At 58.5% G+C, this 26,926-nt stretch carries 28 protein-coding genes; 17 read left to right on the forward strand and 11 right to left on the reverse strand.

All coding sequences use genetic code 11. The features are described from left to right. Positions 1–37 precede the first annotated feature (37 nt). Complete coding sequence (gene apbC / locus HB680_RS10155; RefSeq protein WP_213938343.1) at positions 38–1,132, reverse strand: iron-sulfur cluster carrier protein ApbC; 1,095 nt, start codon at positions 1,130–1,132, stop codon at positions 38–40. A gap of 331 nt (positions 1,133–1,463) precedes the next feature. Here apbC and metG point away from each other — a divergent pair, with 331 nt between their 5' ends. The 8 genes from metG (at position 1,464) to HB680_RS10195 (ending at position 8,643) form a co-directional block, all read left to right on the forward strand. After that, positions 1,464–3,515, forward strand: coding sequence for a methionine--tRNA ligase (gene metG / locus HB680_RS10160; protein WP_213938344.1), 2,052 nt, complete (start codon positions 1,464–1,466; stop codon positions 3,513–3,515). Positions 3,516–3,763: 248 nt separating this feature from the next. Continuing rightward, positions 3,764–4,333 carry an Rnf-Nqr domain containing protein gene (locus HB680_RS10165; RefSeq protein WP_213938345.1) on the forward strand — a complete coding sequence of 190 codons (570 nt, stop codon included), beginning with the start codon at positions 3,764–3,766 and terminating at the stop codon, positions 4,331–4,333. Next, positions 4,330–5,541 carry an electron transport complex subunit RsxB gene (gene rsxB, locus HB680_RS10170; protein WP_213938346.1) on the forward strand — a complete coding sequence of 404 codons (1,212 nt, stop codon included), beginning with the start codon at positions 4,330–4,332 and terminating at the stop codon, positions 5,539–5,541. Before HB680_RS10165 ends, rsxB begins: the two co-directional genes overlap by 4 nt. Beyond that, complete coding sequence (locus HB680_RS10175) at positions 5,528–6,520, forward strand: RnfABCDGE type electron transport complex subunit D (RefSeq protein ID WP_213938347.1); 993 nt, start codon at positions 5,528–5,530, stop codon at positions 6,518–6,520. Before rsxB ends, HB680_RS10175 begins: the two co-directional genes overlap by 14 nt. Further along, the gene (locus HB680_RS10180) at positions 6,517–7,128 is read left to right on the forward strand and encodes an RnfABCDGE type electron transport complex subunit G (RefSeq protein ID WP_213938348.1); all 612 of its coding nucleotides are present in this window, start codon (positions 6,517–6,519) and stop codon (positions 7,126–7,128) included. Before HB680_RS10175 ends, HB680_RS10180 begins: the two co-directional genes overlap by 4 nt. Continuing rightward, positions 7,121–7,693 carry an Rnf-Nqr domain containing protein gene (locus HB680_RS10185; protein ID WP_213938349.1) on the forward strand — a complete coding sequence of 191 codons (573 nt, stop codon included), beginning with the start codon at positions 7,121–7,123 and terminating at the stop codon, positions 7,691–7,693. The genes HB680_RS10180 and HB680_RS10185 overlap by 8 nt, the downstream gene beginning before the upstream one ends. A gap of 25 nt (positions 7,694–7,718) precedes the next feature. Next, positions 7,719–8,357 carry an endonuclease III gene (gene nth, locus HB680_RS10190; protein WP_213938350.1) on the forward strand — a complete coding sequence of 213 codons (639 nt, stop codon included), beginning with the start codon at positions 7,719–7,721 and terminating at the stop codon, positions 8,355–8,357. Positions 8,358–8,463: 106 nt separating this feature from the next. After that, on the forward strand, positions 8,464–8,643 hold the full coding sequence (locus HB680_RS10195) for a hypothetical protein (protein ID WP_007898493.1): 180 nt from the start codon (positions 8,464–8,466) through the stop codon (positions 8,641–8,643). 43 nt (positions 8,644–8,686) lie between these two features. On the opposite strand, the gene HB680_RS10200 is transcribed toward HB680_RS10195, so the two are convergent. Then, positions 8,687–9,313 carry a response regulator transcription factor gene (locus tag HB680_RS10200; protein WP_213938351.1) on the reverse strand — a complete coding sequence of 209 codons (627 nt, stop codon included), beginning with the start codon at positions 9,311–9,313 and terminating at the stop codon, positions 8,687–8,689. A gap of 555 nt (positions 9,314–9,868) precedes the next feature. Here HB680_RS10200 and HB680_RS10205 point away from each other — a divergent pair. Further along, positions 9,869–10,528, forward strand: coding sequence for a hypothetical protein (locus HB680_RS10205; RefSeq protein ID WP_213938352.1), 660 nt, complete (start codon positions 9,869–9,871; stop codon positions 10,526–10,528). A gap of 119 nt (positions 10,529–10,647) precedes the next feature. Here HB680_RS10205 and HB680_RS10210 read toward each other — a convergent pair whose 3' ends face one another. Together HB680_RS10210 and HB680_RS10215 are read right to left on the reverse strand one after the other, a co-directional pair. Continuing rightward, entirely contained in the window at positions 10,648–11,865 is a 1,218-nt protein-coding gene (locus tag HB680_RS10210) for an argininosuccinate synthase (RefSeq protein ID WP_213938353.1), read from the reverse strand. Positions 11,866–11,993: 128 nt separating this feature from the next. After that, positions 11,994–12,902: an OmpA family protein gene (locus HB680_RS10215; RefSeq protein ID WP_213938354.1), complete on the reverse strand. Its 909-nt coding sequence runs from the start codon at positions 12,900–12,902 to the stop codon at positions 11,994–11,996. A 157-nt stretch (positions 12,903–13,059) separates the two neighbouring features. On the opposite strand from HB680_RS10215, the gene pyrC reads away from it, so the two are divergent. Next, positions 13,060–14,106: a dihydroorotase gene (pyrC, locus tag HB680_RS10220; protein ID WP_213938355.1), complete on the forward strand. Its 1,047-nt coding sequence runs from the start codon at positions 13,060–13,062 to the stop codon at positions 14,104–14,106. Continuing rightward, on the forward strand, positions 14,103–14,780 hold the full coding sequence (gene rnt, locus HB680_RS10225; protein ID WP_054045196.1) for a ribonuclease T: 678 nt from the start codon (positions 14,103–14,105) through the stop codon (positions 14,778–14,780). The genes pyrC and rnt overlap by 4 nt, the downstream gene beginning before the upstream one ends. A 75-nt stretch (positions 14,781–14,855) precedes the next feature. On the opposite strand, the gene HB680_RS10230 is transcribed toward rnt, so the two are convergent. After that, entirely contained in the window at positions 14,856–15,458 is a 603-nt protein-coding gene (locus tag HB680_RS10230) for a peroxiredoxin (RefSeq protein WP_054045198.1), read from the reverse strand. A 311-nt stretch (positions 15,459–15,769) separates the two neighbouring features. Here HB680_RS10230 and HB680_RS10235 point away from each other — a divergent pair, with 311 nt between their 5' ends. Beyond that, positions 15,770–15,988, forward strand: coding sequence for a bacterioferritin-associated ferredoxin (locus HB680_RS10235; RefSeq protein WP_008057530.1), 219 nt, complete (start codon positions 15,770–15,772; stop codon positions 15,986–15,988). A 198-nt stretch (positions 15,989–16,186) separates the two neighbouring features. After that, on the forward strand, positions 16,187–16,660 hold the full coding sequence (gene bfr, locus HB680_RS10240; protein WP_017340571.1) for a bacterioferritin: 474 nt from the start codon (positions 16,187–16,189) through the stop codon (positions 16,658–16,660). 257 nt (positions 16,661–16,917) lie between these two features. Here bfr and grxD read toward each other — a convergent pair whose 3' ends face one another. From grxD to HB680_RS10260, 4 genes are all read right to left on the reverse strand, one after another. Then, positions 16,918–17,259 (reverse strand): Grx4 family monothiol glutaredoxin, encoded by a 342-nt coding sequence (gene grxD / locus HB680_RS10245; RefSeq protein ID WP_054045200.1) that lies wholly within the window; start codon positions 17,257–17,259, stop codon positions 16,918–16,920. Between the two features lie 97 nt (positions 17,260–17,356). Then, entirely contained in the window at positions 17,357–19,462 is a 2,106-nt protein-coding gene (locus HB680_RS10250; protein ID WP_213938356.1) for a molybdopterin oxidoreductase family protein, read from the reverse strand. Between the two features lie 134 nt (positions 19,463–19,596). Next, the gene (locus HB680_RS10255) at positions 19,597–19,887 is read right to left on the reverse strand and encodes a hypothetical protein (RefSeq protein WP_213938357.1); all 291 of its coding nucleotides are present in this window, start codon (positions 19,885–19,887) and stop codon (positions 19,597–19,599) included. 108 nt (positions 19,888–19,995) lie between these two features. Next, positions 19,996–20,202, reverse strand: a complete 207-nt coding sequence (locus tag HB680_RS10260) for a hypothetical protein (protein ID WP_213938358.1) — start codon at positions 20,200–20,202, stop codon at positions 19,996–19,998. 390 nt (positions 20,203–20,592) lie between these two features. Here HB680_RS10260 and argF point away from each other — a divergent pair, with 390 nt between their 5' ends. Beyond that, positions 20,593–21,513, forward strand: a complete 921-nt coding sequence (argF, locus tag HB680_RS10265; RefSeq protein WP_123515094.1) for an ornithine carbamoyltransferase — start codon at positions 20,593–20,595, stop codon at positions 21,511–21,513. After that, positions 21,510–22,619 carry an ABC transporter ATP-binding protein gene (locus tag HB680_RS10270; RefSeq protein ID WP_213938359.1) on the forward strand — a complete coding sequence of 370 codons (1,110 nt, stop codon included), beginning with the start codon at positions 21,510–21,512 and terminating at the stop codon, positions 22,617–22,619. The genes argF and HB680_RS10270 overlap by 4 nt, the downstream gene beginning before the upstream one ends. A 116-nt stretch (positions 22,620–22,735) precedes the next feature. On the opposite strand, the gene HB680_RS10275 is transcribed toward HB680_RS10270, so the two are convergent. Together HB680_RS10275 and ybaK are read right to left on the reverse strand one after the other, a co-directional pair. After that, positions 22,736–23,518: a PhzF family phenazine biosynthesis protein gene (locus HB680_RS10275; protein ID WP_213938360.1), complete on the reverse strand. Its 783-nt coding sequence runs from the start codon at positions 23,516–23,518 to the stop codon at positions 22,736–22,738. A 105-nt stretch (positions 23,519–23,623) separates the two neighbouring features. After that, positions 23,624–24,094 (reverse strand): Cys-tRNA(Pro) deacylase, encoded by a 471-nt coding sequence (gene ybaK, locus HB680_RS10280; RefSeq protein ID WP_213938361.1) that lies wholly within the window; start codon positions 24,092–24,094, stop codon positions 23,624–23,626. Between the two features lie 370 nt (positions 24,095–24,464). On the opposite strand from ybaK, the gene HB680_RS10285 reads away from it, so the two are divergent. Together HB680_RS10285 and glpK are read left to right on the forward strand one after the other, a co-directional pair. Beyond that, a complete protein-coding gene (locus tag HB680_RS10285; RefSeq protein WP_213938362.1) occupies positions 24,465–25,316 on the forward strand; it encodes an MIP/aquaporin family protein in 852 nt (283 codons plus the stop codon). A gap of 73 nt (positions 25,317–25,389) precedes the next feature. Then, entirely contained in the window at positions 25,390–26,895 is a 1,506-nt protein-coding gene (glpK, locus tag HB680_RS10290; RefSeq protein ID WP_213938363.1) for a glycerol kinase GlpK, read from the forward strand. Positions 26,896–26,926 lie beyond the last annotated feature (31 nt).

A 26,926-nucleotide genomic window follows, 5' to 3' on the forward strand; every position in this document is an offset into this window, starting at 1 on the left:
CGTGCCTCGGCAGCTGCTACAACATCTTTTCAGCGAATCAATCGTCGCTGACGGTGATATTCGGCATCGCCGGGGTCGCCGCTTCCTGCAACACAATCCGTGCGCCGACGTGGCGGGCCAGTTCCTGGTAGACCATCGCAATCGGGCTGTCCGGCTCGGCGATCACGGTTGGCTTGCCGCCATCGGCCTGTTCGCGGATGGCCATCGCCAGAGGCAATGAAGCCAGCAGTTCGACGCCGTACTGAGTGGCCAGTTTCACCCCACCGCCCTCACCAAACAGATGCTCGGCATGTCCGCAGTTGGAGCAGATGTGCACGGCCATGTTTTCCACCACGCCCAGCACCGGAATGTTGACCTTGCGGAACATTTCCACGCCTTTGCGTGCGTCCAGCAGCGCCAGATCCTGCGGCGTAGTAACGATCACCGCACCGGCTACCGGGACTTTCTGTGCCAGGGTCAACTGGATATCGCCGGTGCCTGGCGGCATGTCGATGACCAGGTAATCCAAGTCGCCCCACGCGGTTTGTGTGACCAGTTGCAACAGCGCGCCGGAGACCATCGGACCGCGCCAGACCATCGGCGTGTTGTCGTCGGTCAGGAACGCCATGGACATCACTTCGACGCCCTGGGACTCGATCGGCACGAACCATTTCTGATCCTTGACCTTCGGTCGGGTCCCTTCCGCAATGCCGAACATGATGCCCTGGCTCGGACCATAGATGTCGGCGTCGAGAATCCCGACCTTGGCGCCTTCACGGGCCAGGGCCAAGGCCAGATTGGCAGCGGTGGTGGACTTGCCTACGCCACCCTTGCCCGAAGCCACGGCCACTACGTTCTTGACGTTGGCCAGGCCCGGGATCTGCGCCTGGGCCTTGTGCGCGGCGATGACGCTGGTGATCTCGACGCGAGCAACAGTGACGCCATCCAGCCCTTCGATGGCCATTTGCAGCAATTGCGCCCAGCCACTTTTGAACAGGCCGGCGGCGTAACCGAGCTCCAGCTGGACGCTGACGCGGTCGCCCTGGATGTCGATGTTGCGCACGCACCCGGCGCTGACCGGGTCCTGGTTCAGATAAGGGTCGGTGTATTGGCGAAGGACGGCTTCCACCGCTGCGCGATTGAGGGCGCTCATGGGCAACTCCGATAGCAAGACAGGAAAATCAGGCGGGTATCGTACCTGTTCTACAGGCCGGACGGCATGCTTTCAGGATGTGACAATTATCCGGTGACCACACGCATTCTGTAGCAGCTGGCGAAGCCTGCGTTCGGCTGCGCAGCAGTCGCCAAACCGGACACCGGTTACTGCCTGAAACACCTCCGTGTCCAATTTTACGACTGCTTCGCAGCCGAACGCAGGCTTCGCCAGCTGCTACAAGGGACCGTGATGGCCTGTGCCGGGGGTGAAAAATATGCGCCAGCGCTTTATAGTGGCCGACCTCCGTTTCATCAAGTAGCCGAGCCCCATGTCCGAGCCACGCAAGATCCTCGTCACCAGCGCCCTGCCCTATGCCAATGGTTCGATCCATCTTGGCCACATGCTGGAATACATCCAGACCGACATGTGGGTGCGCTTCCAGAAGCACCGCGGCAATCAATGCATCTATGTCTGCGCCGACGACGCTCACGGCTCGGCCATCATGCTGCGCGCAGAAAAGGAAGGCATCACCCCGGAACAACTGATCGCCAACGTCCAGGCTGAACACAGCGCCGACTTTGCCGACTTCCTGGTGGACTTCGACAACTTCCACTCCACTCACGCCGAAGAAAACCGTGAGCTGTCGAGCCAGATTTACCTGAAGCTGCGCGACGCCGGGCACATTGCCCAGCGCTCGATCACGCAGTACTTCGACCCGGAAAAGAAAATGTTCCTGGCCGACCGCTTCATCAAGGGCACCTGCCCGAAATGCGGCACGGAAGACCAGTACGGCGATAACTGCGAAAAATGCGGTGCGACCTACGCCCCCACCGACCTGAAGGATCCGAAGTCGGCCATCTCTGGCGCCACCCCGGTGCTCAAGGATTCCCAGCACTTCTTCTTCAAACTGCCGGACTTCCAGGAAATGCTGCAGGCCTGGACCCGCAGCGGCACCCTGCAAGAAGCCGTGGCGAACAAGATCGCCGAATGGCTCGACGCCGGCCTGCAACAGTGGGACATCTCCCGCGATGCGCCGTACTTCGGCTTTGAGATCCCGGGCGAGCCAGGCAAATACTTCTACGTGTGGCTGGACGCGCCGATCGGCTACATGGCCAGCTTCAAGAACCTCTGCGCCCGTCGTCCGGACCTGGATTTCGACGCGTTCTGGGCCAAGGATTCCACCGCCGAGCTGTACCACTTCATCGGCAAGGACATCGTCAACTTCCACGCGCTGTTCTGGCCAGCGATGCTCGAAGGTGCGGGTTTCCGTAAACCGACCGGCATCAACGTGCACGGCTACCTGACCGTCAACGGTCAGAAAATGTCCAAGTCCCGGGGCACCTTCGTCAAGGCCCGGACCTACCTGGACCACCTGTCGCCGGAATACCTGCGCTACTACTACGCGGCCAAGCTGGGCCGTGGCGTCGATGACCTCGACCTGAACCTCGAAGACTTCGTGCAGAAGGTCAACTCCGACCTGGTGGGCAAAGTCGTCAACATCGCCAGCCGTTGCGCCGGTTTCATCCAGAAAGGCAACGCCGGTGTGTTGGTGGCGGGTAACGCCGCGCCGGAACTGACCGATGCGTTCCTGGCTGCCGCGCCAGGCATCGCCGAAGCCTACGAGGCTCGCGACTTCGCCCGGGCCATGCGCGAGATCATGGGCCTGGCCGACCGCGCCAACGCCTGGATCGCCGACAAGGCGCCGTGGTCGCTGAACAAACAGGAAGGCAAGCACGACGAAGTCCAGGCCATCTGCGCCCTGGGCATCAACCTGTTCCGCCAACTGGTGATCTTCCTCAAACCGGTGCTGCCGCTGCTGGCCGCCGATGCCGAGGCGTTCCTCAACGTCGCGCCACTGACCTGGAACGATCACGCCACGCTGCTGAGCAATCATCAGTTGAACGAGTTCAAGCCGTTGATGACCCGCATCGACCCGGTCAAAGTGCAAGCCATGACCGACGCCTCGAAAGAAGACCTGACCGCCAGCGCCACCGACACCGGTGAAACCGCGCCGACGGGTAACGGCGAACTGGCCAAGGATCCGCTGTCGCCGGAAATCGATTTCGATGCGTTCGCAGCAATCGATTTGCGCGTCGCGCTGATCGTCAAGGCTGAACACGTGGAAGGCGCCGACAAACTGCTGCGCCTGACCCTCGACATTGGTGACGAGCAACGCAACGTGTTCTCCGGGATCAAGAGCGCTTACCCGGACCCGTCCAAGCTCAATGGTCGTCTGACCATGATGATCGCCAACCTCAAGCCACGGAAAATGAAGTTCGGGATCTCCGAAGGCATGGTGATGGCGGCCGGTCCTGGCGGTGAAGAAATCTACCTGCTTAGCCCCGACAGCGGCGCCAAGCCGGGTCAGCGCATCAAGTAAGTACTGCGCTGAACAAATCCCATAGTCGTGCCCGGCATGACTGTGGGATTTTCATGTCTGGCCCATACTGTCTCTGAGCTCGGGCCCCACCCTGTAGGAGCTGTCGAGTGAAACGAGGCTGCGATCTTTTGACTTTGATTTTTTAAAGATCAAGATCAAAAGATCGCAGCCTCGTTTCACTCGACAGCTCCTACAGGTTCAACATCAGCCCAACGATTTGTGGATACGGACGCTCAGGTAGACAGATCATGACCGAACTGCTTCTTACGCTAATCAGCGCCGCCCTGATCAACAACCTCGTGTTGCAATGGCCGCTGGGCGTCGATCCGTTGTTGGGCTCAGAACAACGGCAGGTCCACGCACTGGGCATTGCCACGGCGAGCCTGATGCTGATCGTCGGCACGCTCGGTTACGCGCTCTACCACTGGCTATTGCTGCCACTGGAGCTGACGGCCCTGCGCCTGTTTGTGTTCCTGCCGCTGAGCGTTTTGCTGATCGCCCCGCTGCTGAAGTGGCTGTCGCGATCTCTGCCAAAACTTACGTTCGAGGGCCTCTGGCCGTTGCTGCTGGGGAATGCCGGCATTCTAGGGCTGACCTTGCTCAACGCCCAGAACGAGAAGGGATTTCTCCACGCCATCACCTTGAGCCTCGGATCCGGGTTGGGTTTCTGGCTGGTGCTGAGTCTGTTCAACGATTTGAGCCAACGCACGCGTGATAACGATGTTCCCCTGCCCTTTCGTGGCTTGCCGATCCAATTGATCGGCGCCGGACTGATCGCAGTGGCCTTTCTCGGATTCAGTGGACTGATCAAAACATGAGTCTGATTCAACGCATCGACGCCCTCCTGCCCCAGACCCAATGCGGCAAGTGCGGCCACCCCGGATGCAAGCCCTACGCTGAAGGCATTGCCAGCGGCGAGTCGATCAACAAATGCCCGCCGGGCGGCAGCGAAACGATCGCTGCCCTCGCCGATCTGCTGAAAGTGCCGGTGCTGGAACTGGACGTCAGTCGCGGTTCGGCGCCGGCGCAAATTGCCTACATCCGCGAAGCCGAATGCATTGGCTGCACCAAGTGCATCCAGGCCTGCCCGGTGGATGCCATCGTTGGCGCGGCGAAACTGATGCACACCGTGATCGTCGATGAATGCACCGGTTGCGACCTGTGCGTGGCGCCGTGCCCGGTGGACTGCATCGAAATGCACCCGTTGCCGCTGGCCACGGTGCTACCGATTGTCGGTGGACTGGCGTTCAGCCTAGAAGAACAAAGAGCCCGGGCGACCAAGCGCAATCGGGCGCGGCGTCGGTTCGAACAGCGCAACGCCCGACTGCAACGGGAAGAACAACAGCGAATCGCCGAGCGCCAGGCCCGTGTTCAACGGGCCGCACAACCCAGCGAAGTAACGGTCAATCCGGTGCAGGCCGCCCTTGAGCGCGTCCGCGCGCAGAAAGCAGCGACGGCTGATGCGGCGTTGAAAAAAGCCAAGATCGACGTGGCGATGAGTCGGGCGCAATTGAACAAATCGCTCAAGGCGTTCGGGCATCCGCCGACGTTCGAGCAGCAGTCGCAACTGATCGTCCTGCAACAGCAGTTCGAAGCCGCTGAACAGGTACTGGCGCAACTGGAAAGCAGCACGCCACCAGCCCCGGCACCGGTCGCACCGGCGAAAGACGCCGAGCTGAAACGCGCAAAAATCCAGTTGGCCATGCGCCGCGCCGAGCTGAAAAAAGCGCAAACCAGTGAAGCCTCGGCGGATCAGATCGAAGCGTTAGAACTCGCGTTGAAAAACGCCGAACAGGCCTTGCACGAGGCGGAAGCGATCAGCGAGCAACCGTTGCCTGACTTGCAGCGCGTCGAAAAACGCCCGATCGACAGCCAACTTCGACAGCTGAAAACCGAATTGGCCTACGCCCGCGCGGACGTCAGCAAACTTGAACGTCACCCCGATACGCCTGCCGAGTTGATGGACAAGGCCCGTGTCCGGCTGCAAGAAGCCGAACGTATGGTGGAGGCCTATGTCGCCCCTTGAATCGGTAGACGAACGCCTTCAGCAGGCCATGAAGCTGGTATTGCTGGCTACCGTGCCGGGGATGCTGGTGTTGTTTTGGCTGTATGGCTGGGGCGTATTGATCAACCTGATTCTGACGGCGATGACGGCATTGGCCGTAGAAGCCGCGGTCCTGAAGCTGCGTCGGCGCGCCGTCAAGCCCACGCTGAGCGACGGCAGTGCCGTGGTCACCGCGACGCTGTTGGCGCTGGCCTTGCCGCCGTATTGCCCGTGGTGGCTGACGGTCAGTGCGGCCGCCGCCGCGCTGCTGTTCGGCAAGCACCTGTATGGCGGCGTCGGCAAGAACCCGTTCAACCCGGCGATGCTCGGTTTCGCCCTGGCACTGGTGACCTTCCCCCAACTGATGACCCATTGGCCGTCCTCCCATGGCATGGACTTGCTCGGCGGCCTTCAGCAGATCTTCGGTTTCAGTTCAAGCCAGACGCCGGATGCCTGGGTCCAGGCCACGGCGCTGGACAGCCTGCGTATCAATAAAAGCCTGACCATGGATGAGCTGTTCGCCGGCAATTCGACCTTCGGCCATTTCGGCGGTCGCGGTGTGGAATGGGTCAATCTGGCGTTTCTGGCCGGTGGCGCCTTTCTGCTACAGCAACGGGTGTTTAGCTGGCATGCCCCGGTGGGCATGCTCGCCAGCCTGTTCATCATCAGCCTGTTGTGCTGGAACGGCTCGGGCTCGGACTCCCATGGTTCGCCACTGTTTCACCTGCTCACGGGGGCGAGCATGTTGGGCGCATTTTTTATCGTCACGGAGCCGGTGTCCGGCGCCAAAAGCCCTGGTGCCCGGCTGATGTTCGGCGCGGGCGTTGGACTGCTCACCTACCTGATTCGCACCTGGGGCGGCTACCCGGACGGCGTGGCATTTGCCGTGTTGCTGATGAACCTCTGCGTGCCGGCACTGGAACGGTTTGTCGCCGCACGACAGGAGCAAACAGCACCATGAACCGGACAACCAGCGTTGCGACACTGGTGTTATTGGCCGGCCTGGGAATGGGCGTGACCTTTCTTGTGCATCACACCAGCGCGGCGCGGATTGCCACTGAACAACGCTTGATCGATAGCCAAATGCTGCTGGATATGTTGCCGGCCGGCAGCTACGACAACCAGCCGCTCGACCAGCCATTGGCCGTCGACAACATTGCGCTGGCCAACAGCACCTTGCTGGGGGGGTATCTGGCAACCCGGTCCAACCAACCCAGCGCCGTGTTGCTGCGCAGCCAGACCGTGGGTTACACCAGCACCATCGAGTTGCTGATCGCCATCGACGCCAACGGCAAACTGCTCGGTGTCAAAACCCTCAAGCAGGCGGAAACACCGGGCCTGGGCGGCCGTATCGCCGACTGGCCGAACGCCTGGCTGCACCTCTTCACCGGCAAATCGCGCACGGATCCCGCTGACACTGGCTGGGCGCTGAAAAAGGATCAGGGGCAATTCGACCAAATGGCCGGGGCTACCACCACCTCAAGAGCCGTCATCAACGCCGTTCATGATGCGTTGCGCTACTTTGATGAACATCGGCAACAGTGGATCGGGAGCAGCGCCCATGAATAAGGCCTCTGTGCAGAACTCGCTGATGCTGGCGCCGCTGATCGGTGCCACCGATTCCCTGATGACCGCCCTGGGCCTGTGGTTGATGTTCGTGGCGGTGACGGCTACATATGGCGCGGGGATGGGCGCCTTGCGCACTCGACTCGTCTCGTGGACACGCGTGCCGGCCAGCGTTCTGCTGGCGGCCACGCTGACCAGTTGCGCCGAGCTCGCCGGGCAAGCCTGGTCACTGCAATGGCAGCAACATTTGGGGCTGTATGCCGGACTGATCGCCTTGCAATGCGTCGTGCTGGACCACAATGATTTTTTCCAGAGCCCTTGGCGTGATCGCTTGCGCCTGTGTGGCGTGTTCGGCGCGCTGCTGGTGGGCCTGGGCCTGCTGCGTGAGCTGATTGGCCATGGCACTGTTGGCGCGCATCTGTCCTGGCTGGCCGGTGGGCTGGACTGGCCCGGTTGGGTGCTGACCGCCGACGGTGGCGTGCGCCTGGCCACGTTGGCCCCCGGCGGATTTATTCTGCTGGGGCTGTTGATCGCTGCGAAACAAGCCTGGTTCCGCCCCTCAAACTGACCGCTTTCGAGGAAACGCATCACCCATGAATGCCGCAAAACGTTACGAAATCTTCCGCAGGTTGCATGAAGACAACCCGGAACCGAAGACCGAACTGGCCTATTCCTCAGCGTTCGAACTGCTGATCTCGGTGATCCTGTCGGCGCAGTCCACCGATGTCGGCGTCAACAAAGCCACGGCAAAGCTCTACCCGGTGGCCAACACCCCGGCGGCGATCCATGCCTTGGGAGTCGAAGGGCTGACGGAATACATCAAGACCATCGGCCTGTTCAACAGCAAAGCCAAGAACGTGATCGAAACCTGTCGCCTGCTCGTGGAAAAACACGGCGGCGAAGTGCCGCAGACCCGCGAGGAGCTGGAGGCCTTGCCCGGTGTCGGCCGCAAGACCGCCAACGTAGTGCTCAATACGGCGTTCCGCCAGTTGACCATGGCCGTGGACACCCATATTTTCCGGGTCAGCAACCGCACCGGCATTGCTCCCGGCAAAAATGTGGTCGAAGTGGAAAACAAGCTGATGAAATTCGTGCCCAAGGAGTTTCTGCTCGATTCCCATCACTGGCTCATTCTTCACGGACGCTACGTGTGCCTGGCCCGCAAGCCCCGCTGCGGCAGTTGCCGGATCGAGGACTTGTGCGAATACAAGCAAAAGACCTCGGACGATTGATGCACTATTAGATTTATTGATTTATCGATTGAAAAAATCTTTTTTACCCGCCGGGAGAATGTCGATATAAGGAGCGCCAAAGGCAGTCTTAGCCTGGAGTAACAAAATGAGCACTGGCAAAGAGCAATTGGACGTAGAAGACGACTTCACCCCCGTTGAAGCCGATGACGCTGAACCGGTGGTTGAGGTGGCAAAAACCAACCTGAGCAAGCGCCGTACCATCGACAATCTGCTGGAGGAGCGCCGACTGCAAAAGCAATTGGCCGATTACGATTTTGATCTATGACACCTAAAAGCCTCCCGAAACGGAGGCTTTTTACTAGATGCCGTCAAACCAGGCCATTGCGCTGGGCCAGTTCGATCAAGTCCACCAGCGAGCGAGCGTTAAGCTTCAACAACAACCGGGTCTTGTAAGTGCTGACGGTCTTGTTGCTGAGGAACATGCCATCGGCAATCTCCTTGTTTGTCTTTCCTCGAGCCAGTTGTTGCAACACCATCATTTCCCGTCCCGACAAACGATCCACCATATCGGCTTCACTGGCATTACCCAGGCTGGACCGCACCGTATGCAAGGCTTGATTGGGAAAGTAGCTGTAGCCTGACAAGACTGCCTTGATAGCACTGAGCAACTCAGTGAGGTCCTGTTGCTTGCAAACATAACCGGCGGCACCGGACTGCATGCAACGCATTGAAAAATGTCCCGGGGCCTGAGAGGTCAGCACTAACACTTTCATAGGTAACGCGACCGATGTAAGGCGCGCGATGACTTCCAGGCCATCCAGTTTCGGGATGCCAATATCCAGAATGACAATATCCGGCATTTGTTCTCGGGCAAGTTGTAATGCATCCACACCATTGTCTGTTTCTGCGATGACTTCGTAGCCATGACGTTCCATTAGCAAACGCACCGCAAGACGAATGACAGGGTGATCATCCACGATCAGCACTTTATTCATGGGCAAGTCCAATTTTCGCTGTTCGAATTTTTAGAGCCCGCACAATAGCCTAGTCGTTTCACCCGTGGCATGCCGCTCCCACCGAGCACCCACACCGAGAGACATTCCCTACAAGCAACACGGATTAATCCTACAAAAATTCCTTGAATGTAATGCGCTTGAAACGACGGGTTCTTCAGAGCGTTACGCTTTCACCTGCCTTATTTGTATCGACTTACAACCAATCCAGCGTATTACCGACAGCCCCACGACTAATCCAGCATCCATTGCCTACAGGCCCATGCTGAAAAGTAACTGATATTTTCAATATCAAGATCCATACCAGAAGCAGACCACAAAATATCTGTCCACACCTGAAAAAACGCAGTAAACACACAATAAAAACCTTGAAACAACAACACTCAACATATAAATACCCTGAGCACTACAGTGAATCTACATAATCACCATCCTTTACACAGAACGGAGACTATTAGAAAACAGCATCAAGAACTTAAAACTCCACCAACACTTTAATTCACACGAGAAAAAGACATCATTTTATGAGCAAAGAACATGAAAAAACTCAAAAAAAGAATCTCCAACCCAATGACCATCATTGCTATATTTGCAGCACTCTCTGAAACATCCGCAGCGATCTCCCTGCCTTTTCTTGACAACGAAGAACGGGCAATCTATGTCTGGTTTTTGATCAGCTTTCCGTTTTACTTACTCTTTCTTTTTTTTCTCACGCTCAACTTCAATTATCGATCGCTCTACGCCCCCTCTGACTTTGATAAAGACAAGTACTTCATAAAAGTCATTGATCATGCCGAGCGCCCGCCCCCTCCCGGTCTTTCAACCAAAGTGAGAGGGTTTCGTTGCTGGTTCTGGAACGCGCAAGACCCGCCGACCCAAAACACCGTGCAACCAAACGCCTGGGTGCAACACAGCGTCGCGCTGCCGGGGCCGATGAAGGATTTGAGCATCATTGATACTCGCGTGACGAACACACCGGCGGACGTCACCAGCCTGATGGAGAAAATCCGCAAACCGCGCGGTCATCCCACGAAGGTGATCGTGTTTGTCGCATGCAACGAATCGGAGAAGTTACTGAAGGAAGGCGTGCTCAAGTGTTCGAAACACAAAAAGAAAGGCGCGTGCGAAACCTTTTGTGTTGTTTACAACTTGAATTCACAGAGCGTGACGGTACTGGATCAGACGCTTGATGAGTAATCAGGGAAAGACTAACTGACTGATGTGCAAAGAAAATTTAATGTTTGAGATACCGCTTTTTTTGTTGAGTGGTGACCCTGTCGAACAGGGTCACCACTTCAATTACCGCGGCAAAGATCTCAGAACAGCTTGCGACCCTTGTTGGCTGCAATACGCATGCGCAAGGCGTTGAGCTTGATGAAGCCCGCCGCATCGGCCTGGTTGTAGGCGCCGCCATCTTCTTCGAAGGTCGCGATGTTGGCGTCGAACAGCGATTCGTCGGACTTGCGACCGGTGACGATCACGTTGCCCTTGTACAGTTTCAGGCGAACGACACCGTTCACGTGAGCCTGGGAAGCGTCGATCATCTGTTGCAGCATCAGACGTTCAGGGCTCCACCAGTAACCGGTGTAGATCAGGCTGGCGTATTTCGGCATCAGCTCGTCTTTGAGGTGAGCCACTTCGCGGTCCAGGGTGATCGATTCGATCGCACGGTGCGCGCGCAGCATGATGGTGCCGCCAGGGGTTTCGTAGCAGCCACGGGACTTCATGCCCACGTAACGGTTCTCGACGATATCGAGACGGCCGATACCGTGTTCGCCACCGATTTTGTTCAGCGTCGCCAGCACGGTGGCCGGGGTCATTTCGACGCCGTCCAGCGCGACGATGTCGCCGTTGCGGTAAGTCAGTTCGAGGTACTGCGCTTTATCAGGAGCGTTCTCCGGGGAGACGGTCCATTTCCACATGTCTTCTTCGTGCTCGGTCCAGGTGTCTTCCAGCACGCCGCCTTCATAGGAGATGTGCAGGAGGTTGGCATCCATCGAGTATGGGGATTTCTTCTTGCCGTGGCGCTCGATCGGGATGTTGTGCTTTTCAGCGTAATCCATCAGCTTTTCACGGGAGAGCAAGTCCCACTCGCGCCAAGGGGCGATAACTTTCACGCCTGGTTTGAGTGCGTAGGCGCCGAGTTCGAAACGAACCTGGTCGTTGCCCTTGCCGGTGGCGCCGTGGGAAATGGCGTCAGCACCGGTTTCGTTGGCGATTTCGATCAGGCGTTTGGCGATCAACGGACGAGCGATGGAAGTACCCAGCAGGTACTCGCCTTCGTAAACGGTGTTGGCACGGAACATCGGGAACACGAAATCACGCACGAATTCTTCGCGCAAATCGTCGATGTAGATTTCTTTTACGCCCATGGCCTGAGCCTTGGCGCGGGCCGGTTCGACCTCTTCGCCCTGACCCAGGTCAGCGGTGAAGGTCACTACTTCACAGTTATAAGTATCCTGCAGCCACTTGAGGATCACCGAAGTGTCCAGGCCGCCGGAATACGCCAGAACGACCTTGTTTACGTCCGCCATGCCATCACTCCACGGGGTTTACGGAAAGCCGTGAAGTCTACCGCTCATGCGCAATAATTTACAGAGGCGCGACAGCTAATGACGACGAAGCGACAGATTATGTCGAACGAGCGACGATTACAGCAGGTTCAGGAGGTCGTCGCCGCACCCGCAGAAGAGGCTGACTGAGGGGCCGGTTTCTCGGTGGGCGCAACCCGCTCAAGACGCACCGCGACCCGCCGATTCTTGGCCCGGTTGGCCGCATTGGTGTTCGGCGCAAGGGGGTAGCGTTCACCGTGGAAACGCATGGTGATCTGCGATTCCTGGATGCCATTGGCCTTGAAGAAGTCCATCACCGCCAGTGCCCGGCGGCGTGACAGTTCGCGGTTGGTGAGGCGATTGCCGCTGTTATCGGAATGGCCATCGAGCTCGATGTGATTGACCGTCGGATCGGCTTTGATGAACTCCAGCATGACCTGCAACTTGGCCTTGGCTTGGGGATCCAGATCGACACCTTCGCCGGGGAAACCGACTTCCGACTGCTTCACCTGCTCGAAATTTTGCGGCAACAGCTTGGCCACGCAACCCTGATAGTCATTGAAGGCCTTGCTGAACTTGACCGGCAGCAGGCGAACTTCAGACACCCGACCATCGCCCGAAGCGCGGCGAATGACCGGGCTGCGGCCGTCCATCAAACCACTGATCAGGCGTCCGGCCTGCACTTGCGAACTGTTGAACAGCACGTTGCCGCTGCCAATGTTCACCGAGCCCAGATTGATATCGCCACGCCCCGGTTGCCAGGGCGCGGCGGCCGCGAGCAGGGTCGCCGAACCGCCACCAATCATCGAGTTATAGGCTTTGAGGCGAAAAATCGCCTGCTCACCCGCGCGACGCACGAACTCGCCGGAACCGAAATCAGTAATCGGCTGGGTCAGTCGGCATTCGAATTTGTCACCTTCGACCGTCCACTCGATGCTCTCCAGACGGGTCTGGAAAGTGAGCGCCATCGCAGGAAGGCTGGCAAACACACTGAGCAAGGCTAAATAACGCTGGCGCACGGGAGGCTCCACTGGCTTCTACAACAAAAAGACCGACACATACGTTTACGGCATACCCAATGGATATCGGAAGCTTGCCGCAAAACTTGATAGCGAGTGCCTGAGAGAGTCTTTTCCGGTAGCATTCCCCTCAGTTTGACCCGCCTGGAATCCCCTCATGTCCGACCGCCTGACCCTGCTGCGTCCCGACGACTGGCATATTCATCTTCGCGATGGTGCTGTTTTGTCCAATACCGTTGCGGATGTCGCGCGCACCTTTGGTCGCGCCATCATCATGCCCAACCTGGTACCTCCGGTGCGCAACGCCGCTGAAGCCGACGGCTATCGCCAGCGGATTCTCGCTGCACGCCCGGCCGGCAGTCGTTTCGAACCGCTGATGGTGCTCTACCTGACCGACCGCACCCAGCCCGAAGAAATTCGTGAGGCCAAGGCCAGCGGTTTCGTTCACGCCGCCAAGCTGTACCCGGCCGGCGCCACCACCAACTCCGATTCTGGCGTCACCAGCATCGACAAGATTTTCCCGGCGATCGAGGCCATGGCCGAAGTCGGGATGCCGCTGTTGATCCACGGTGAAGTCACCCGTGGCGATGTCGACGTGTTCGATCGCGAAAAAATCTTCATCGATGAGCACATGCGCCGCGTGGTCGAGCGTTTCCCGACGCTCAAAGTGGTGTTCGAACACATCACCACCGCCGACGCCGTGCAGTTCGTCAACGAGGCTCCTGCCAACGTTGGCGCAACCATCACCGCGCATCACCTGCTGTACAACCGCAACCACATGCTGGTGGGCGGGATTCGGCCGCACTTCTACTGCCTGCCGATTCTCAAGCGCAACACGCACCAGGAAGCCCTGCTCGACGCCGCCACCAGCGGCAGCGAGAAGTTCTTCCTCGGCACCGACTCGGCGCCGCATGCCCAGCACGCCAAAGAAGCCGCTTGCGGCTGTGCCGGTTGCTACACCGCTTATGCGGCGATCGAGATGTACGCCGAAGCGTTCGAACAGCGCAATGCGCTGGACAAGCTCGAAGCGTTCGCCAGCCTCAACGGCCCGCGCTTCTATGGCCTGCCGGTGAACACCGATCGCATTACCCTGGTCCGCGAAGAGTGGACCGCCCCAACCAGCCTGCCATTTGGCGAGCTGACCGTAATCCCGCTGCGCGCCGGTGAAAAACTGCGCTGGCGCCTGCTGGAGGAACACGCGTGAGTGAAGACCATTTCGACGACGAACAGGACGGTCAAGGCGGCGGAGGCGGTCCTCGTCATCCAATGGCTGCCAGATTCCGTGGCTACCTGCCGGTTGTCGTCGACGTAGAAACCGGTGGTTTCAACTCGGCCACCGACGCCTTGCTGGAGATCGCGGCGACCACCATCGCCATGGACGAAAAAGGCTTTGTGTATCCCGATCACACTTACTTCTTTCGCGTAGAACCGTTTGAAGGCGCGAACATCGAAGCGGCCGCCCTGGAATTCACCGGGATCAAGCTCGATCACCCGCTGCGCATGGCCGTGAGTGAAGAAACCGCCCTGACCGACATCTTCCGCGGCATCCGCAAGGCCCTGAAAGCCAACGGTTGCAAACGGGCGATCCTGGTCGGGCACAACAGCAGCTTCGACCTGGGCTTCCTCAACGCCGCTGTCGCGCGTCTGGACATGAAACGTAACCCGTTTCACCCGTTCTCCAGTTTCGACACTGCCACCCTCGCCGGCCTGGCTTACGGTCAAACCGTATTGGCCAAAGCCTGCCAGGCAGCCGATATCGACTTCGACGGTCGCGAGGCCCACTCGGCGCGCTACGACACCGAGAAGACGGCAGAGCTGTTCTGCGGCATCGTCAATCGCTGGAAACAAATGGGCGGCTGGGAAGACTTCAACGACTGATCCGGTCGGAGGGTTTTATCCCGCCCACAAAAAAACCGGCCTCGCGGCCGGTTTTTTTATGCCTGACGCTTGGGCTTACAGCGCCGCAGCGTGCTCGGTCAAGTAAGCCGCAACACCTTCGGTGGAAGCGGTCATGCCTTTGTCGCCTTTTTTCCAGTTGGCAGGGCAAACTTCGCCGTGCTCTTCGTGGAATTGCAGTGCATCGACCAGACGAATCAGCTCTTCCATGTTACGGCCCAGCGGCAGATCGTTGATGATCTGCGAGCGGACAACGCCTTTGTCGTCGATCAGGAATGCACCACGGAAAGCCACGCCGTCAGCGGACTGAACGTCGTAGGCTTTCATGATTTCCTGCTTGATGTCGGCAGCCATGGTGTAGCGAACCTGGCCGATACCGCCATTGTTCACTGGGGTGTTGCGCCATGCATTGTGGGTGAAATGCGAGTCGATCGACACGGCAACCACTTCAACGTTACGCGCCTTGAAGTCAGCCATGCGGTTGTCCAGAGCGATCAGCTCGGACGGGCAAACGAAGGTGAAGTCCAGTGGGTAGAAGAACACCAGGCCGTATTTGCCTTTGATGGCCGACGACAGAGTGAAGCTGTCTACGATCTCGCCGTTGCCGAGGACGGCCGGTACGGTGAAGTCTGGGGCTTGTTTGCCTACGAGTACGCTCATTGAAAATCTCCTGGTCTATTAACGTGAAGAACTGGATTCGCATCAGCCTGCCACCCTCAGGCGACAGCCCTGTGACACGATCCCTTCGCAAGAACCGCCCATCATACACGGCGTTTTTGAGCTGTCCTTAACGGATTTTCAGCAGCGCGCGAATTCGGACTGTTACGGTTACTGTCGCAATGCCATGCCGCAAACCGTTCGTCAGCCATCGGCGCTTATAACGCGAAGCTTTCAGAAAGCACTTTGACAATCATTCTCGTTAACATTAAGATCCATCGCAATTGAGTCACAACCAGCGACGGTTCTCACTTATGTATGTCTGCCTCTGCACTGGCGTCACCGACGGTCAAATCCGCGATGCAATCTATGAAGGTTGCTGCAGCTATAAGGAAGTCCGTCAGGCCACCGGCGTAGCTAGCCAATGCGGTAAATGCGCCTGCCTTGCCAAGGAAGTGGTGCGCGAAACCCTGACCAAGCTGCAAACCGCCCAGGCCGCGATTCCATTTCCTGTTGAATTTACTGCCGCGTAACTACCGTATTTCAAAGAACCGGACTAATGTCCGGTTTTTTTATGCCCGCAAATCAATCGCTTAGGCGCTAGACGCGGAACACAAACATTCTTATTCCGATTAATTTTCATATAAGTTTCAATAACTTAGGTTTGACACTCTTAATTACGCGGCTCAAACTCTGCCTTATAGTCAGTTAATACAGGGCAGGACCCCATCATGAAAGGCGACATTACAGTCATCCAGCATCTCAACAAGATCCTTGCCAATGAGCTGGTCGCGATCAATCAATACTTTTTGCATGCACGCATGTATGAAGATTGGGGTCTGAACAAGCTCGGCAAGCACGAATACCACGAATCCATCGACGAGATGAAACACGCGGACAAGCTGATCAAGCGCATCCTGTTCCTCGAAGGCCTGCCGAACGTCCAGGACCTGGGCAAGCTGCAAATCGGTGAGCACACCCAGGAAATGCTTGAATGCGACCTGCGAATCGAACGCACCGGTCACGCGGACCTCAAGGTCGCGATCGCTCATTGCGAAACCGTCGGCGACTTCGGCAGCCGTGAACTGCTTGAAGACATCCTTGAATCCGAAGAAGAACACATCGACTGGCTGGAAACCCAACTGGGCCTGATCGATAAAGTGGGTCTTGAGAACTATCTGCAATCGCAGATGGGTGAAGAATAAGAACTGCGCAGCATCTATGTAGAAGCTGTGTAGGAGCCGTGTAGGAGCTGCCGAGTGAAACGAGGCTGCGATCTTTTGATCTTGCTTTTTTAAGATCAAGATCAAAAGATCGCAGCCTCGTTTCACTCGGCAGCTCCTACAGGAATAGCACAATAAAAAGCCCCGCCTTCTTTCGAGAGGCGGGGCTTTTTAGTGGCTGAAGATCAAAGATCGCAGCCTCGTTGCACTCGACGGCTCCTACAGTGGGGCCAATCGATTTACGCTTCGGTCTTGGCAGCAGCCGCTTTTTCAACAGCGGCTTTGATCGTGGCCTGCAACGAACCGTCTGCGGCCATTTCAGTCATGATGTCGCTACCGCCGACCAGCTCACCGCCGACCCACAGTTGCGGGAAGGTTGGCCAGTTGGCGTATTTTGGCAGGTTGGCGCGAATTTCCGGGTTCTGCAGGATGTCCACGTAGGCGAACTTCTCACCACACGCCATGACAGACTGCGCGGCTTTCGCGGAGAAGCCACACTGCGGGGCATTCGGCGAGCCTTTCATGTAAAGCAGAATGGTGTTGTTAGCAATCTGCTCTTTAATCGTTTCGATGATATCCATGGAGCACCTCGGCTGAACTTTCCGACTCAAGGGTCGGCACGGTGGCGCATTGTAACGGAAACCCGAGCGCCATGCTCGGTCTCCCCGACAGACTCGATCAAGCCGCCGCCACGGTCACCGGCACGCCGTTCAACGCCGCATTCCCCGACAACTCATCGAGCTGACATTCGTCGGTCAAGTCATTGGCGCTGGACCCCGGCTGGCTACTGGCGATCGCCATCTGCACGCCAGGCCGCGCATGGCCCCAACCGTGCGGAAGGCTGACCACGCCTTTCATCATATCCAGACTGCCCACCACTTCAACTTCGATCACCCCGACCCTCGAACTGACCCGCACCCGCTGCCCATCGGTGAGCCCACGGCTGGCCAGGTCATCCGGGTGCATCAACAGTTGATGCCGGGGCTTGCCCTTCACCAGACGGTGATAGTTATGCATCCACGAATTGTTACTGCGCACATGCCGGCGTCCAATCATCAGCAATTCATCGGCGGCTGGCGCCTGCAGGGCGGCGAAACGCGCCAGGTCTGCGAGGATCGGCGCCGGTGCCGCCTGGACACGCTGGTTCGGGGTCTTGAGCCGTGGCGCCAGATTGGATTTGAGCGCGCCCAGATCAATGCCATGAGGATGATCGAACAAGGTCGCCAGCGACAGCTTGTGCTCGGATGCATCGCCATACAGCCCCATCCGTAAGCCATGGTCGATCATCTGCGCCGGAGCGATGGTCGGTTTGAGTTCCTTGCCGGTCTTCGCGGCAAACGCCTGGGCCAGGCCGACGAAGATCTCCCAATCGTGCAGCGCACCTTCCGGCTTGGCCAGGATCGCCCGATTGAAACGCGAGACGTTACGCACGGCAAACATGTTGAACGTGGTGTCGTAGTGATCGTTTTCCAGGGCCGAGGTGGAGGGCAGGATCAGGTCGGCGTAACGCGTGGTTTCGTTGATGTACAGGTCGATGCTGACCATGAACTCCAGCCCGTCCAGCGCTTGCTCCAGTTGCCGGCCGTTGGGCGTGGACAGCACCGGGTTGCCCGCCACGGTGATCAACGCCCGCACCTGCCCTTCCCCGCCGGTGAGCATCTCTTCGGCCAGGGCCGACACCGGCAATTCGCCGCTGTACTCCGGACGTCCGGACACCCGGCTCTGCCACCGATTGAAATGCCCGCCCGAGGTGGACGCCACCAGATCCACCGCCGGCTCGGTGCACAACGCACCGCCCACGCGGTCCAGATTGCCGGTGACCAGGTTGATCAATTGCACGACCCAATGGCACAACGTGCCGAAGGCCTGGGTCGAAACGCCCATGCGCCCATAGCAAACCGCCGTCGGCGCCGCCGCAAAGTCTCTGGCCAGTTGACGGATCTGTTCGGCAGGCACCGCACACAGCGGGCTCATGACCTCCGCAGTGAAACCCGCCACCGCCTCACGCACCTCATCCAGACCGTCCACCGGCAGATGACTGTCGCGGGTCAGGCCTTCGGCGAACAAGGTATTGAGCAGCCCGAACAACAGCGCCGCGTCGCCACCGGGACGCACGAACAAATGTTGATCGGCAATCGCTGCCGTTTCACTGCGGCGCGGATCGACCACCACCACTTTGCCGCCCCGGGCCTGAATCGCCTTCAGGCGTTTCTCGACATCCGGCACGGTCATGATGCTCCCGTTGGACGCCAGCGGATTGCCACCCAGGATCAGCATGAAATCGGTGTGATCGATGTCCGGAATCGGCAACAGCAGGCCGTGGCCGTACATCAAATGGCTGGTCAGGTGATGGGGCAACTGATCGACCGACGTCGCGGAAAACCGGTTGCGGGTTTTCAGCAGGCCGAGAAAGTAATTGCTGTGGGTCATCAGCCCATAGTTGTGCACGCTCGGGTTACCTTGGTAGACCGCCACCGCGTTCTGCCCGTGACGTTCCTGAATCCCTGCCAGGCGTTCGGCCACAAGGTTGAAGGCGTCTTCCCACGCGATAGGCTGCCATTCGCTGCCCACGCGCTGCATCGGCTGATGCAGGCGATCCGGATCGTTCTGAATGTCTTGCAGGGCTACCGCTTTGGGGCAGATGTGCCCGCGACTGAACGTATCCTGCGGGTCACCCTTGATTGACGTGATCTGCACCCGGCCTTCGGCCTCGGTGGTTTCGATGGTCAGGCCACAAATGGCTTCGCACAGGTGGCAGGCACGGTGATGGAGAGTCTTGGTCATGGCCAGTCTCTGTCTTGTTCTGGGCGGGCAATGTCTGCCACGGGAACAAAACTATGGCGCGCGAACCGCCGCTGCGCCAGCGACGTTCGTCTTGTGAATCGGTGGCCATCAGGCCAGCCGATGGCTGTACGGATTCAGTTCGGTGGCAACCGGGGTGGCGCCTGCAACTGGATCTCCTGAATGGTTTCGATCTGTTCGTGGGCAACGTGCACGCCGGTGAGTTCGCCGATCAACCGCCAGTGCTCATCGAGCCCGGCACTGATGGTGGCCATGCGATCGATCATCCGCCGACCGGCGGCCTTGGTCACTTCGTCTTCACTGCGCATCAACTCGAAGGACATTGAAGTCATGGAAGCGGTGAGATGGGTCAGGGAGCGGGCCGTGAGGCCGAGTAGTTCCATTAATTGCTGTTCTTTCGATTCCATTCCGGAGGCTTCCTGCGTCGCTCGAGACTTAGTTATAACCCAGCACTTTGCATTAGCAAATGTTTCAGACCAGACACACTGCCTAGACATCCAGAGTGAAGCCTCGAATCAATCTGCAATCGCATCATCCTTGAAATTCTTCACTCCGATAAAAGCCCCAACAATGGCCCCCACCACGGCACTCGGCACGCTCGGGCAAATCGTATTCGCGATAATCGCGAAACCCATCACCGTGGACAACACTGCCATATCAAACGCCGGAGAGACTCGACGCAGACGTGTCAGGCCAACGATTCCGGTTTTATTGAGCGACATACAAGGCTCCCTCCTTGGGTGACTGACTTGATTCGGTCGAAGATTGCAATTGCGCCGATAATACCGGACGGCAGCCCCACCACTGGCACGCAAAACCGTAACAGCAAGCAACGCGGCCCCTTAAACCCGGGCCTGCCTTGGGGGCGCGCACGGCGCTTGATTTGCAAACCCGCTTCGGCTCCGTGTACAAATGCGGCGACCGGTTATGAATTTTGAAGAATCTATCAAACCGGAAAATAAGCCTCCTATTGGTAAGACGCGACATTTAATTATAAGATCGCGCCTTCCCCTATTTCGTCGCCCCGTGCGGCTTACGCCGCAGGTCTCGCCCGTTTTTCAGTTAAACAAGGCTTTGAGTATCTGCGGTCTGTTGCAAAAAGGTAGTCAATGATGAGCGCAAGGCACTTTCTCTCCCTGATGGATTGCACGCCCGAAGAGCTGGTCAGCGTGATCCGTCGAGGCGTTGAGCTCAAGGACCTGCGTAACCGCGGCGTACTGTTCGAGCCTTTGAAAAACCGCGTGCTCGGGATGATTTTCGAGAAGTCCTCGACCCGCACCCGCATCTCGTTCGAAGCCGGCATGATCCAGCTCGGCGGCCAGGCGATCTTCCTGTCGCCCCGCGATACCCAACTGGGTCGTGGCGAGCCGATCGGCGACGCCGCCATTGTCATGTCGAGCATGCTCGATGCGGTGATGATCCGTACGTTTTCCCACAGCACACTGACCGAATTCGCCGCCAATTCGCGCGTCCCGCTAATCAACGGTCTGTCCGATGACCTGCACCCGTGCCAGTTGCTGGCCGACATGCAAACCTTCCTTGAACACCGCGGCTCGATCCAGGGCAAGACCGTGGCCTGGATCGGCGACGGCAACAACATGTGCAACAGCTATATAGAAGCGGCGATCCAGTTCGACTTCCAGTTGCGCATTGCGTGCCCGGAAGGTTACGAGCCAAACCCGGAATTCGTGGCCAAGGCCGGCGATCGTGTGACCATCGTCCGCGATCCACAGGATGCCGTGCGCGGCGCTCACCTGGTCAGCACCGACGTCTGGACCTCCATGGGCCAGGAAGAAGAAACCGCCAAGCGCCTGAAGTTGTTCGCGCCGTTCCAGGTCAATCGCGCCCTGCTCGACCAGGCGGCGCCGGACGTGCTGTTCATGCATTGCCTGCCGGCCCACCGAGGCGAAGAAATCAGCCTCGACTTGCTGGACGACCCGCGCTCCGTGGCCTGGGACCAGGCGGAAAACCGTCTGCACGCGCAAAAGGCCCTGCTTGAGTTTCTCGTGATGCCGGCGTACCACCACGCATGAGCCAGCCATTACTGCTCAACCTGCGCAACCTTGCCTGCGGTTACCAGGACCAGCGGGTTGTACAAAACCTCAACCTGCATTTGAATGCCGGCGACATTGGTTGCCTGCTGGGTTCTTCAGGCTGCGGCAAGACCACCACATTGCGCGCCATCGCTGGTTTCGAACCGGTGCACGAAGGTGAAATCCAGCTGGGCGGCGAGACCATCTCCAGCGCCGGTTTTACCCTCGCCCCGGAGAAACGCCGGATCGGCATGGTCTTCCAGGACTACGCCCTGTTTCCGCATTTGAGCGTGGCCGAGAATATCGCCTTCGGGATCCGCAAACATCCGCAAAAGGACCGCGTCACCGAAGAGCTGCTTGAACTGGTCAACCTGAAGAACCTCGGCAAGCGCTTTCCCCATGAACTGTCCGGCGGCCAGCAGCAACGTGTCGCCCTGGCCCGAGCCCTGGCGCCAGAACCGCAACTGTTGCTGCTCGACGAACCGTTCTCCAACCTTGATGGCGAGTTGCGACGCAAGCTCAGCCATGAAGTCCGCGACATTCTCAAGGCCCGTGGCACCAGTGCGATTCTGGTCACCCACGACCAGGAAGAAGCCTTCGCCGTCAGCGATCACGTAGGGGTTTTCAAGGAAGGTCACCTGGAACAATGGGACACGCCCTACAACCTGTATCACGAACCGCTGACACCGTTTGTGGCCAGTTTCATCGGCCAGGGCTACTTCATTCGCGGCCAACTGAGCAGTCCGGAGTCGGTGCAGACCGAGTTGGGCGAGTTGCGCGGCAACCGAGCTTATACCTGGCCGATTGGCGGCGCGGTGGACGTGTTACTGCGCCCGGATGACATCGTTTATGCGCCGGACAGCCCGCTGAAGGCGCGCATCGTCGGCAAGACGTTCCTGGGCGCCTCGACGCTGTATCGCTTGCAGATGCCGACGGGCGCGCAGTTGGAATCGATCTTTCCGAGCCATGCTGATCATCAGGTCGGTGCGCAAGTGGGCATTCGGGTGGCGGCGGAGCATTTGGTGTTGTTCCAGGCGAGCGGAAGTACGGCAGCGCAGATTCCGGTGGTTGAATCGGGCGTACGCCGGTACAGCACCGCCAGCTGACACAATACGGGCTAATGTGGGAGCGGGCTTGCTCGCGAAAGCGCTGTATCAGTCGACATCATCACTGACTGACCAACCGCATTCGCGAGCAAGCCCGCTCCCACATTGGATTTGGGTCAGCCCAACATCAGCGTTCCGCTCGCGACCAACGTCGCATTCCCGCCAATCTTCACCCGTTCCCCTTCCAGCCGGCAGAACAACTCCCCACCCCGGGCCGAGCACTGATACGCCGCCAGGCTCGACTTGCCCAATCGCTTCGACCAGTACGGAATCAAACTGCAATGGGTTGAGCCGGTCACCGGGTCTTCATTGATGCCGATCGCCGGCGCGAAGTAGCGGGACACGAAATCATGTTTGCCGCCCTTGGCCGTAACGATTGCCCCCGGCCACGGCAGTTTCGCCAGCGCCGTCATGTCGGGTTGGCAATCGAGCACTGCCTGCTCGGATTCCAGCACCACCAATAGTTCGTTCGAACCGAGCACATCGACCGCTTCCACACCGAGGGCACGTTCGACATCCAGGGTCACGCCGACTTCCGACGGCATGATCGCCGGGAAATCCAGCCACAACCGCCCGCCTTCCCGGCTGACGCTCAATGGCCCGGATTTGCAGATGAAATCCAGGCGCTCGGCCGGCTCCTTGTAGATTTCAAACAGCACGAATGCGCTGGCCAAGGTCGCGTGCCCACACAGCGGCACTTCGGTGGTCGGGGTAAACCAACGGATATGCCAGGCCTGAGCTTCGCGGACCACGAAAGCGGTTTCGGCGAGGTTGTGCTCGGCGGCGATCTTCTGCATCAACTCATCGGCGAGCCAGGCATCGAGCCGATACACCATCGCTGGGTTGCCACTGAACGGTCGATCACTGAACGCATCGACCTGATGAAATTCAAGCTGCATAACGCTCTCCCTAAGTCAGGTCGCCGAGCATGAAGCCACGACTTATCCGGCGCCAGTGACAGTGAAGTCCAATTTTCACCATACACCCTGGGTCGACAGTGCTCGTCAGACACGGCCGATATCAGCGAACTTCGCCTGGGTGTGTTCGGCCAGCACTGCTGGCGCCAACTCGACTTCCAGCCCCCGCCGTCCGGCACTGACAAAAATGCTGGCAAAGGGTTGAGCCGAGTTATCGATAAAGGTGCGCAGACGCTTCTTTTGCCCCAACGGGCTGATTCCGCCCAACAGGTAACCCGTCGCCCGTTGTGCCGCCGCCGGATCAGCCATCTCGACTTTTTTCACGCCAGCCGCATGGGCCAGGTGCTTTAGATCGAGACTTCCGACGACCGGCACCACCGCCACCAGCAATTCACCTTTCTCACTGGCCGCCAGCAACGTCTTGAACACCTGCGCCGGGTCCAAGCCCAGTTTTTCCGCTGCCTCCAGACCATAGGACGCCGCCTTCGGATCATGTTCGTAACTGTGCACACGATGTTCGGCGCGAACTTTTTTCAACAAATCCAATGCGGGCGTCATGGCAGCTCCAGGCTGGGCAGCAGAAAAAAAACACTGCCCTGGATTCTAGGTCATTGATCCGTAAAAGGCTCTATTGCGGTGCTATTTCAAAGGCTTGGCGCGGGCCTGCTTCATGGGTTTGCAGCCGACTCATCAGGCCATCAACACGATCATTCACGAGGCGAATAGTTTAAATATGACTGATGGTTCACTTTCGACCTTTGACAGCGGCGTTTCTTGTCTATATTTTTTCGTTTACGAATACTGTAGGAATGATCTCGACGTAGTACTCGGCAGTAAACCAAAATCAGGATGGGGATCCTGACTTGGTGAAAATCGCGCCCTGACCAAGATGACAAGGCGCCAGACAACAACAAAAAAGAGGTTTTCGATGACAACTGCTTTGAAACAACCGCCACTCTCCAGCCAATGCATGGCCGAATTCCTGGGCACTGCACTGTTGATCTTTTTCGGAACAGGGTGTGTTGCTGCGCTCAAGGTCGCGGGTGCCAGCTTCGGTTTGTGGGAAATCAGTATCATCTGGGGCGTGGGCGTCAGCATGGCGATCTACCTGACCGCCGGTGTTTCCGGGGCTCACCTCAATCCCGCCGTCAGCATCGCGCTGAGTATTTTCACTGACTTCGAAAAGCGCAAACTGCCCTTCTACATCATTGCCCAAGTCGCCGGCGCGTTCTGCGGGGCGTTGTTGGTTTACACGCTCTACAGCAATCTGTTTTTCGATTACGAACAAACTCACCATATGGTTCGTGGCACTCAAGCAAGCCTTGAGCTGGCGTCGGTGTTCTCCACCTTCCCGCACCCAGCCCTGTCCACAGCCCAGGCGTTCCTGGTCGAAGTGGTCATCACCGCCATCCTTATGGGCGTGATCATGTCCCTGACCGACGACAACAACGGCCTGCCCAAGGGTCCGCTGGCGCCACTGCTGATCGGCCTGTTGATTGCGGTGATTGGTAGCTCGATGGGTCCGCTGACCGGTTTCGCGATGAACCCGGCGCGTGATTTCGGGCCCAAGCTGATGACTTTCTTCGCAGGCTGGGGTGAAATTTCCTTCACCGGCGGACGCGATATCCCGTATTTCCTGATTCCGATTTTTGCACCGATTGTCGGTGCCTGCCTCGGCGCTGCGGCCTATCGCGGGCTGATTGCCCGTCATCTGCCCAGCACCGAACCTGCTACAAAGGATGCAACACCGGCCATTGACGGCAAACCAAGAACTTCTTGATACCGTTGGCGCGTGATCCTGCCCTTTGATCCCGCGCCTGACCTCACTCCTTTTTTCGTCCAAGGCAATCGACATGACCGATATTCAGAATAAGAACTACATCATTGCCCTCGATCAGGGTACGACCAGCTCCCGCGCGATCATCTTCGACCGCGACGCGAACGTGGTCTGCACCGCCCAGCGCGAATTCGTGCAGCATTACCCGCAAGCCGGTTGGGTCGAACATGACCCGATGGAAATCTTCGCGACCCAAAGCGCCGTGATGGTCGAGGCCCTGGCTCAAGCCGGCCTGCATCACGACCAGGTCGCCGCCATCGGCATCACCAACCAGCGCGAAACCACCGTGGTCTGGGACAAGACCACCGGCCGCCCGATCTACAACGCGATCGTCTGGCAGTGCCGCCGCAGCACCGAGATCTGCCAGCAGCTCAAACGCGATGGCCACGAGCAATACATCAGCGACACCACTGGCCTGGTCACCGACCCGTACTTCTCCGGCACCAAACTCAAGTGGATCCTCGACAACGTCGAAGGCAGCCGTGAACGTGCGCGCAACGGCGAACTGCTGTTCGGCACCGTCGACAGCTGGCTGATCTGGAAATTTACCGGCGGCAAAGTTCACGTTACCGACTACACCAACGCCTCGCGCACCATGCTCTTCAACATCCACTCGCTGGAGTGGGACGCAAAGATGCTGGAGATCCTCGACATCCCGCGCGAAATGCTGCCAGAAGTTAAATCGTCGTCGGAAATCTACGGCCACACCAAAAGCGGCATTGCCATCGGCGGTATCGCCGGCGACCAGCAAGCGGCGCTGTTCGGCCAGATGTGCGTCGAACCCGGCCAGGCGAAAAACACCTACGGCACGGGTTGCTTCCTGCTGATGAACACCGGCGACAAAGCCGTGAAATCCAAGCATGGCATGCTGACCACCATCGCTTGCGGCCCGAAAGGCGAAGTGGCTTACGCCCTCGAAGGCGCAGTGTTCAACGGCGGTTCAACCGTTCAGTGGCTGCGTGACGAGCTGAAGATCATCGCCGATGCCACCGACACCGAATACTTCGCCAGCAAGGTCAAGGACAGCAACGGCGTGTACCTGGTGCCAGCCTTCACCGGTCTGGGCGCGCCGTACTGGGACCCGTATGCCCGTGGCGCGTTGTTCGGCCTGACCCGTGGCGTACGCGTGGATCACATCATTCGTGCCGCGCTGGAATCGATCGCTTATCAAACCCGCGACGTGCTCGACGCCATGCAACAGGATTCCGGCGAACGCCTCAAATCCCTGCGTGTGGACGGCGGCGCCGTGGCGAACAACTTCCTCATGCAATTCCAGGCCGACATCCTCGGCACCCAGGTCGAGCGCCCACAAATGCGCGAAACCACCGCACTGGGCGCCGCTTACCTGGCCGGCCTGGCGTGCGGCTTCTGGGGCAGTCTCGAAGAGTTGCGTGGCAAGGCTGTCATCGAACGCGAATTCGAACCGGCCCTGGAAGAAAGCGCGAAGGAAAAACTCTACGCCGGCTGGAAGAAAGCGGTCAGCCGCACCCGCGATTGGGAACCGCATGAAGGCGCTGAATAAGCCAACAACAGGATCCGAATAGGGTTGTAAC

This window comes from Pseudomonas sp. dw_612 (assembly GCF_018449725.1).
In the GTDB taxonomy this organism is placed as follows: Bacteria; Pseudomonadota; Gammaproteobacteria; order Pseudomonadales; family Pseudomonadaceae; genus Aquipseudomonas.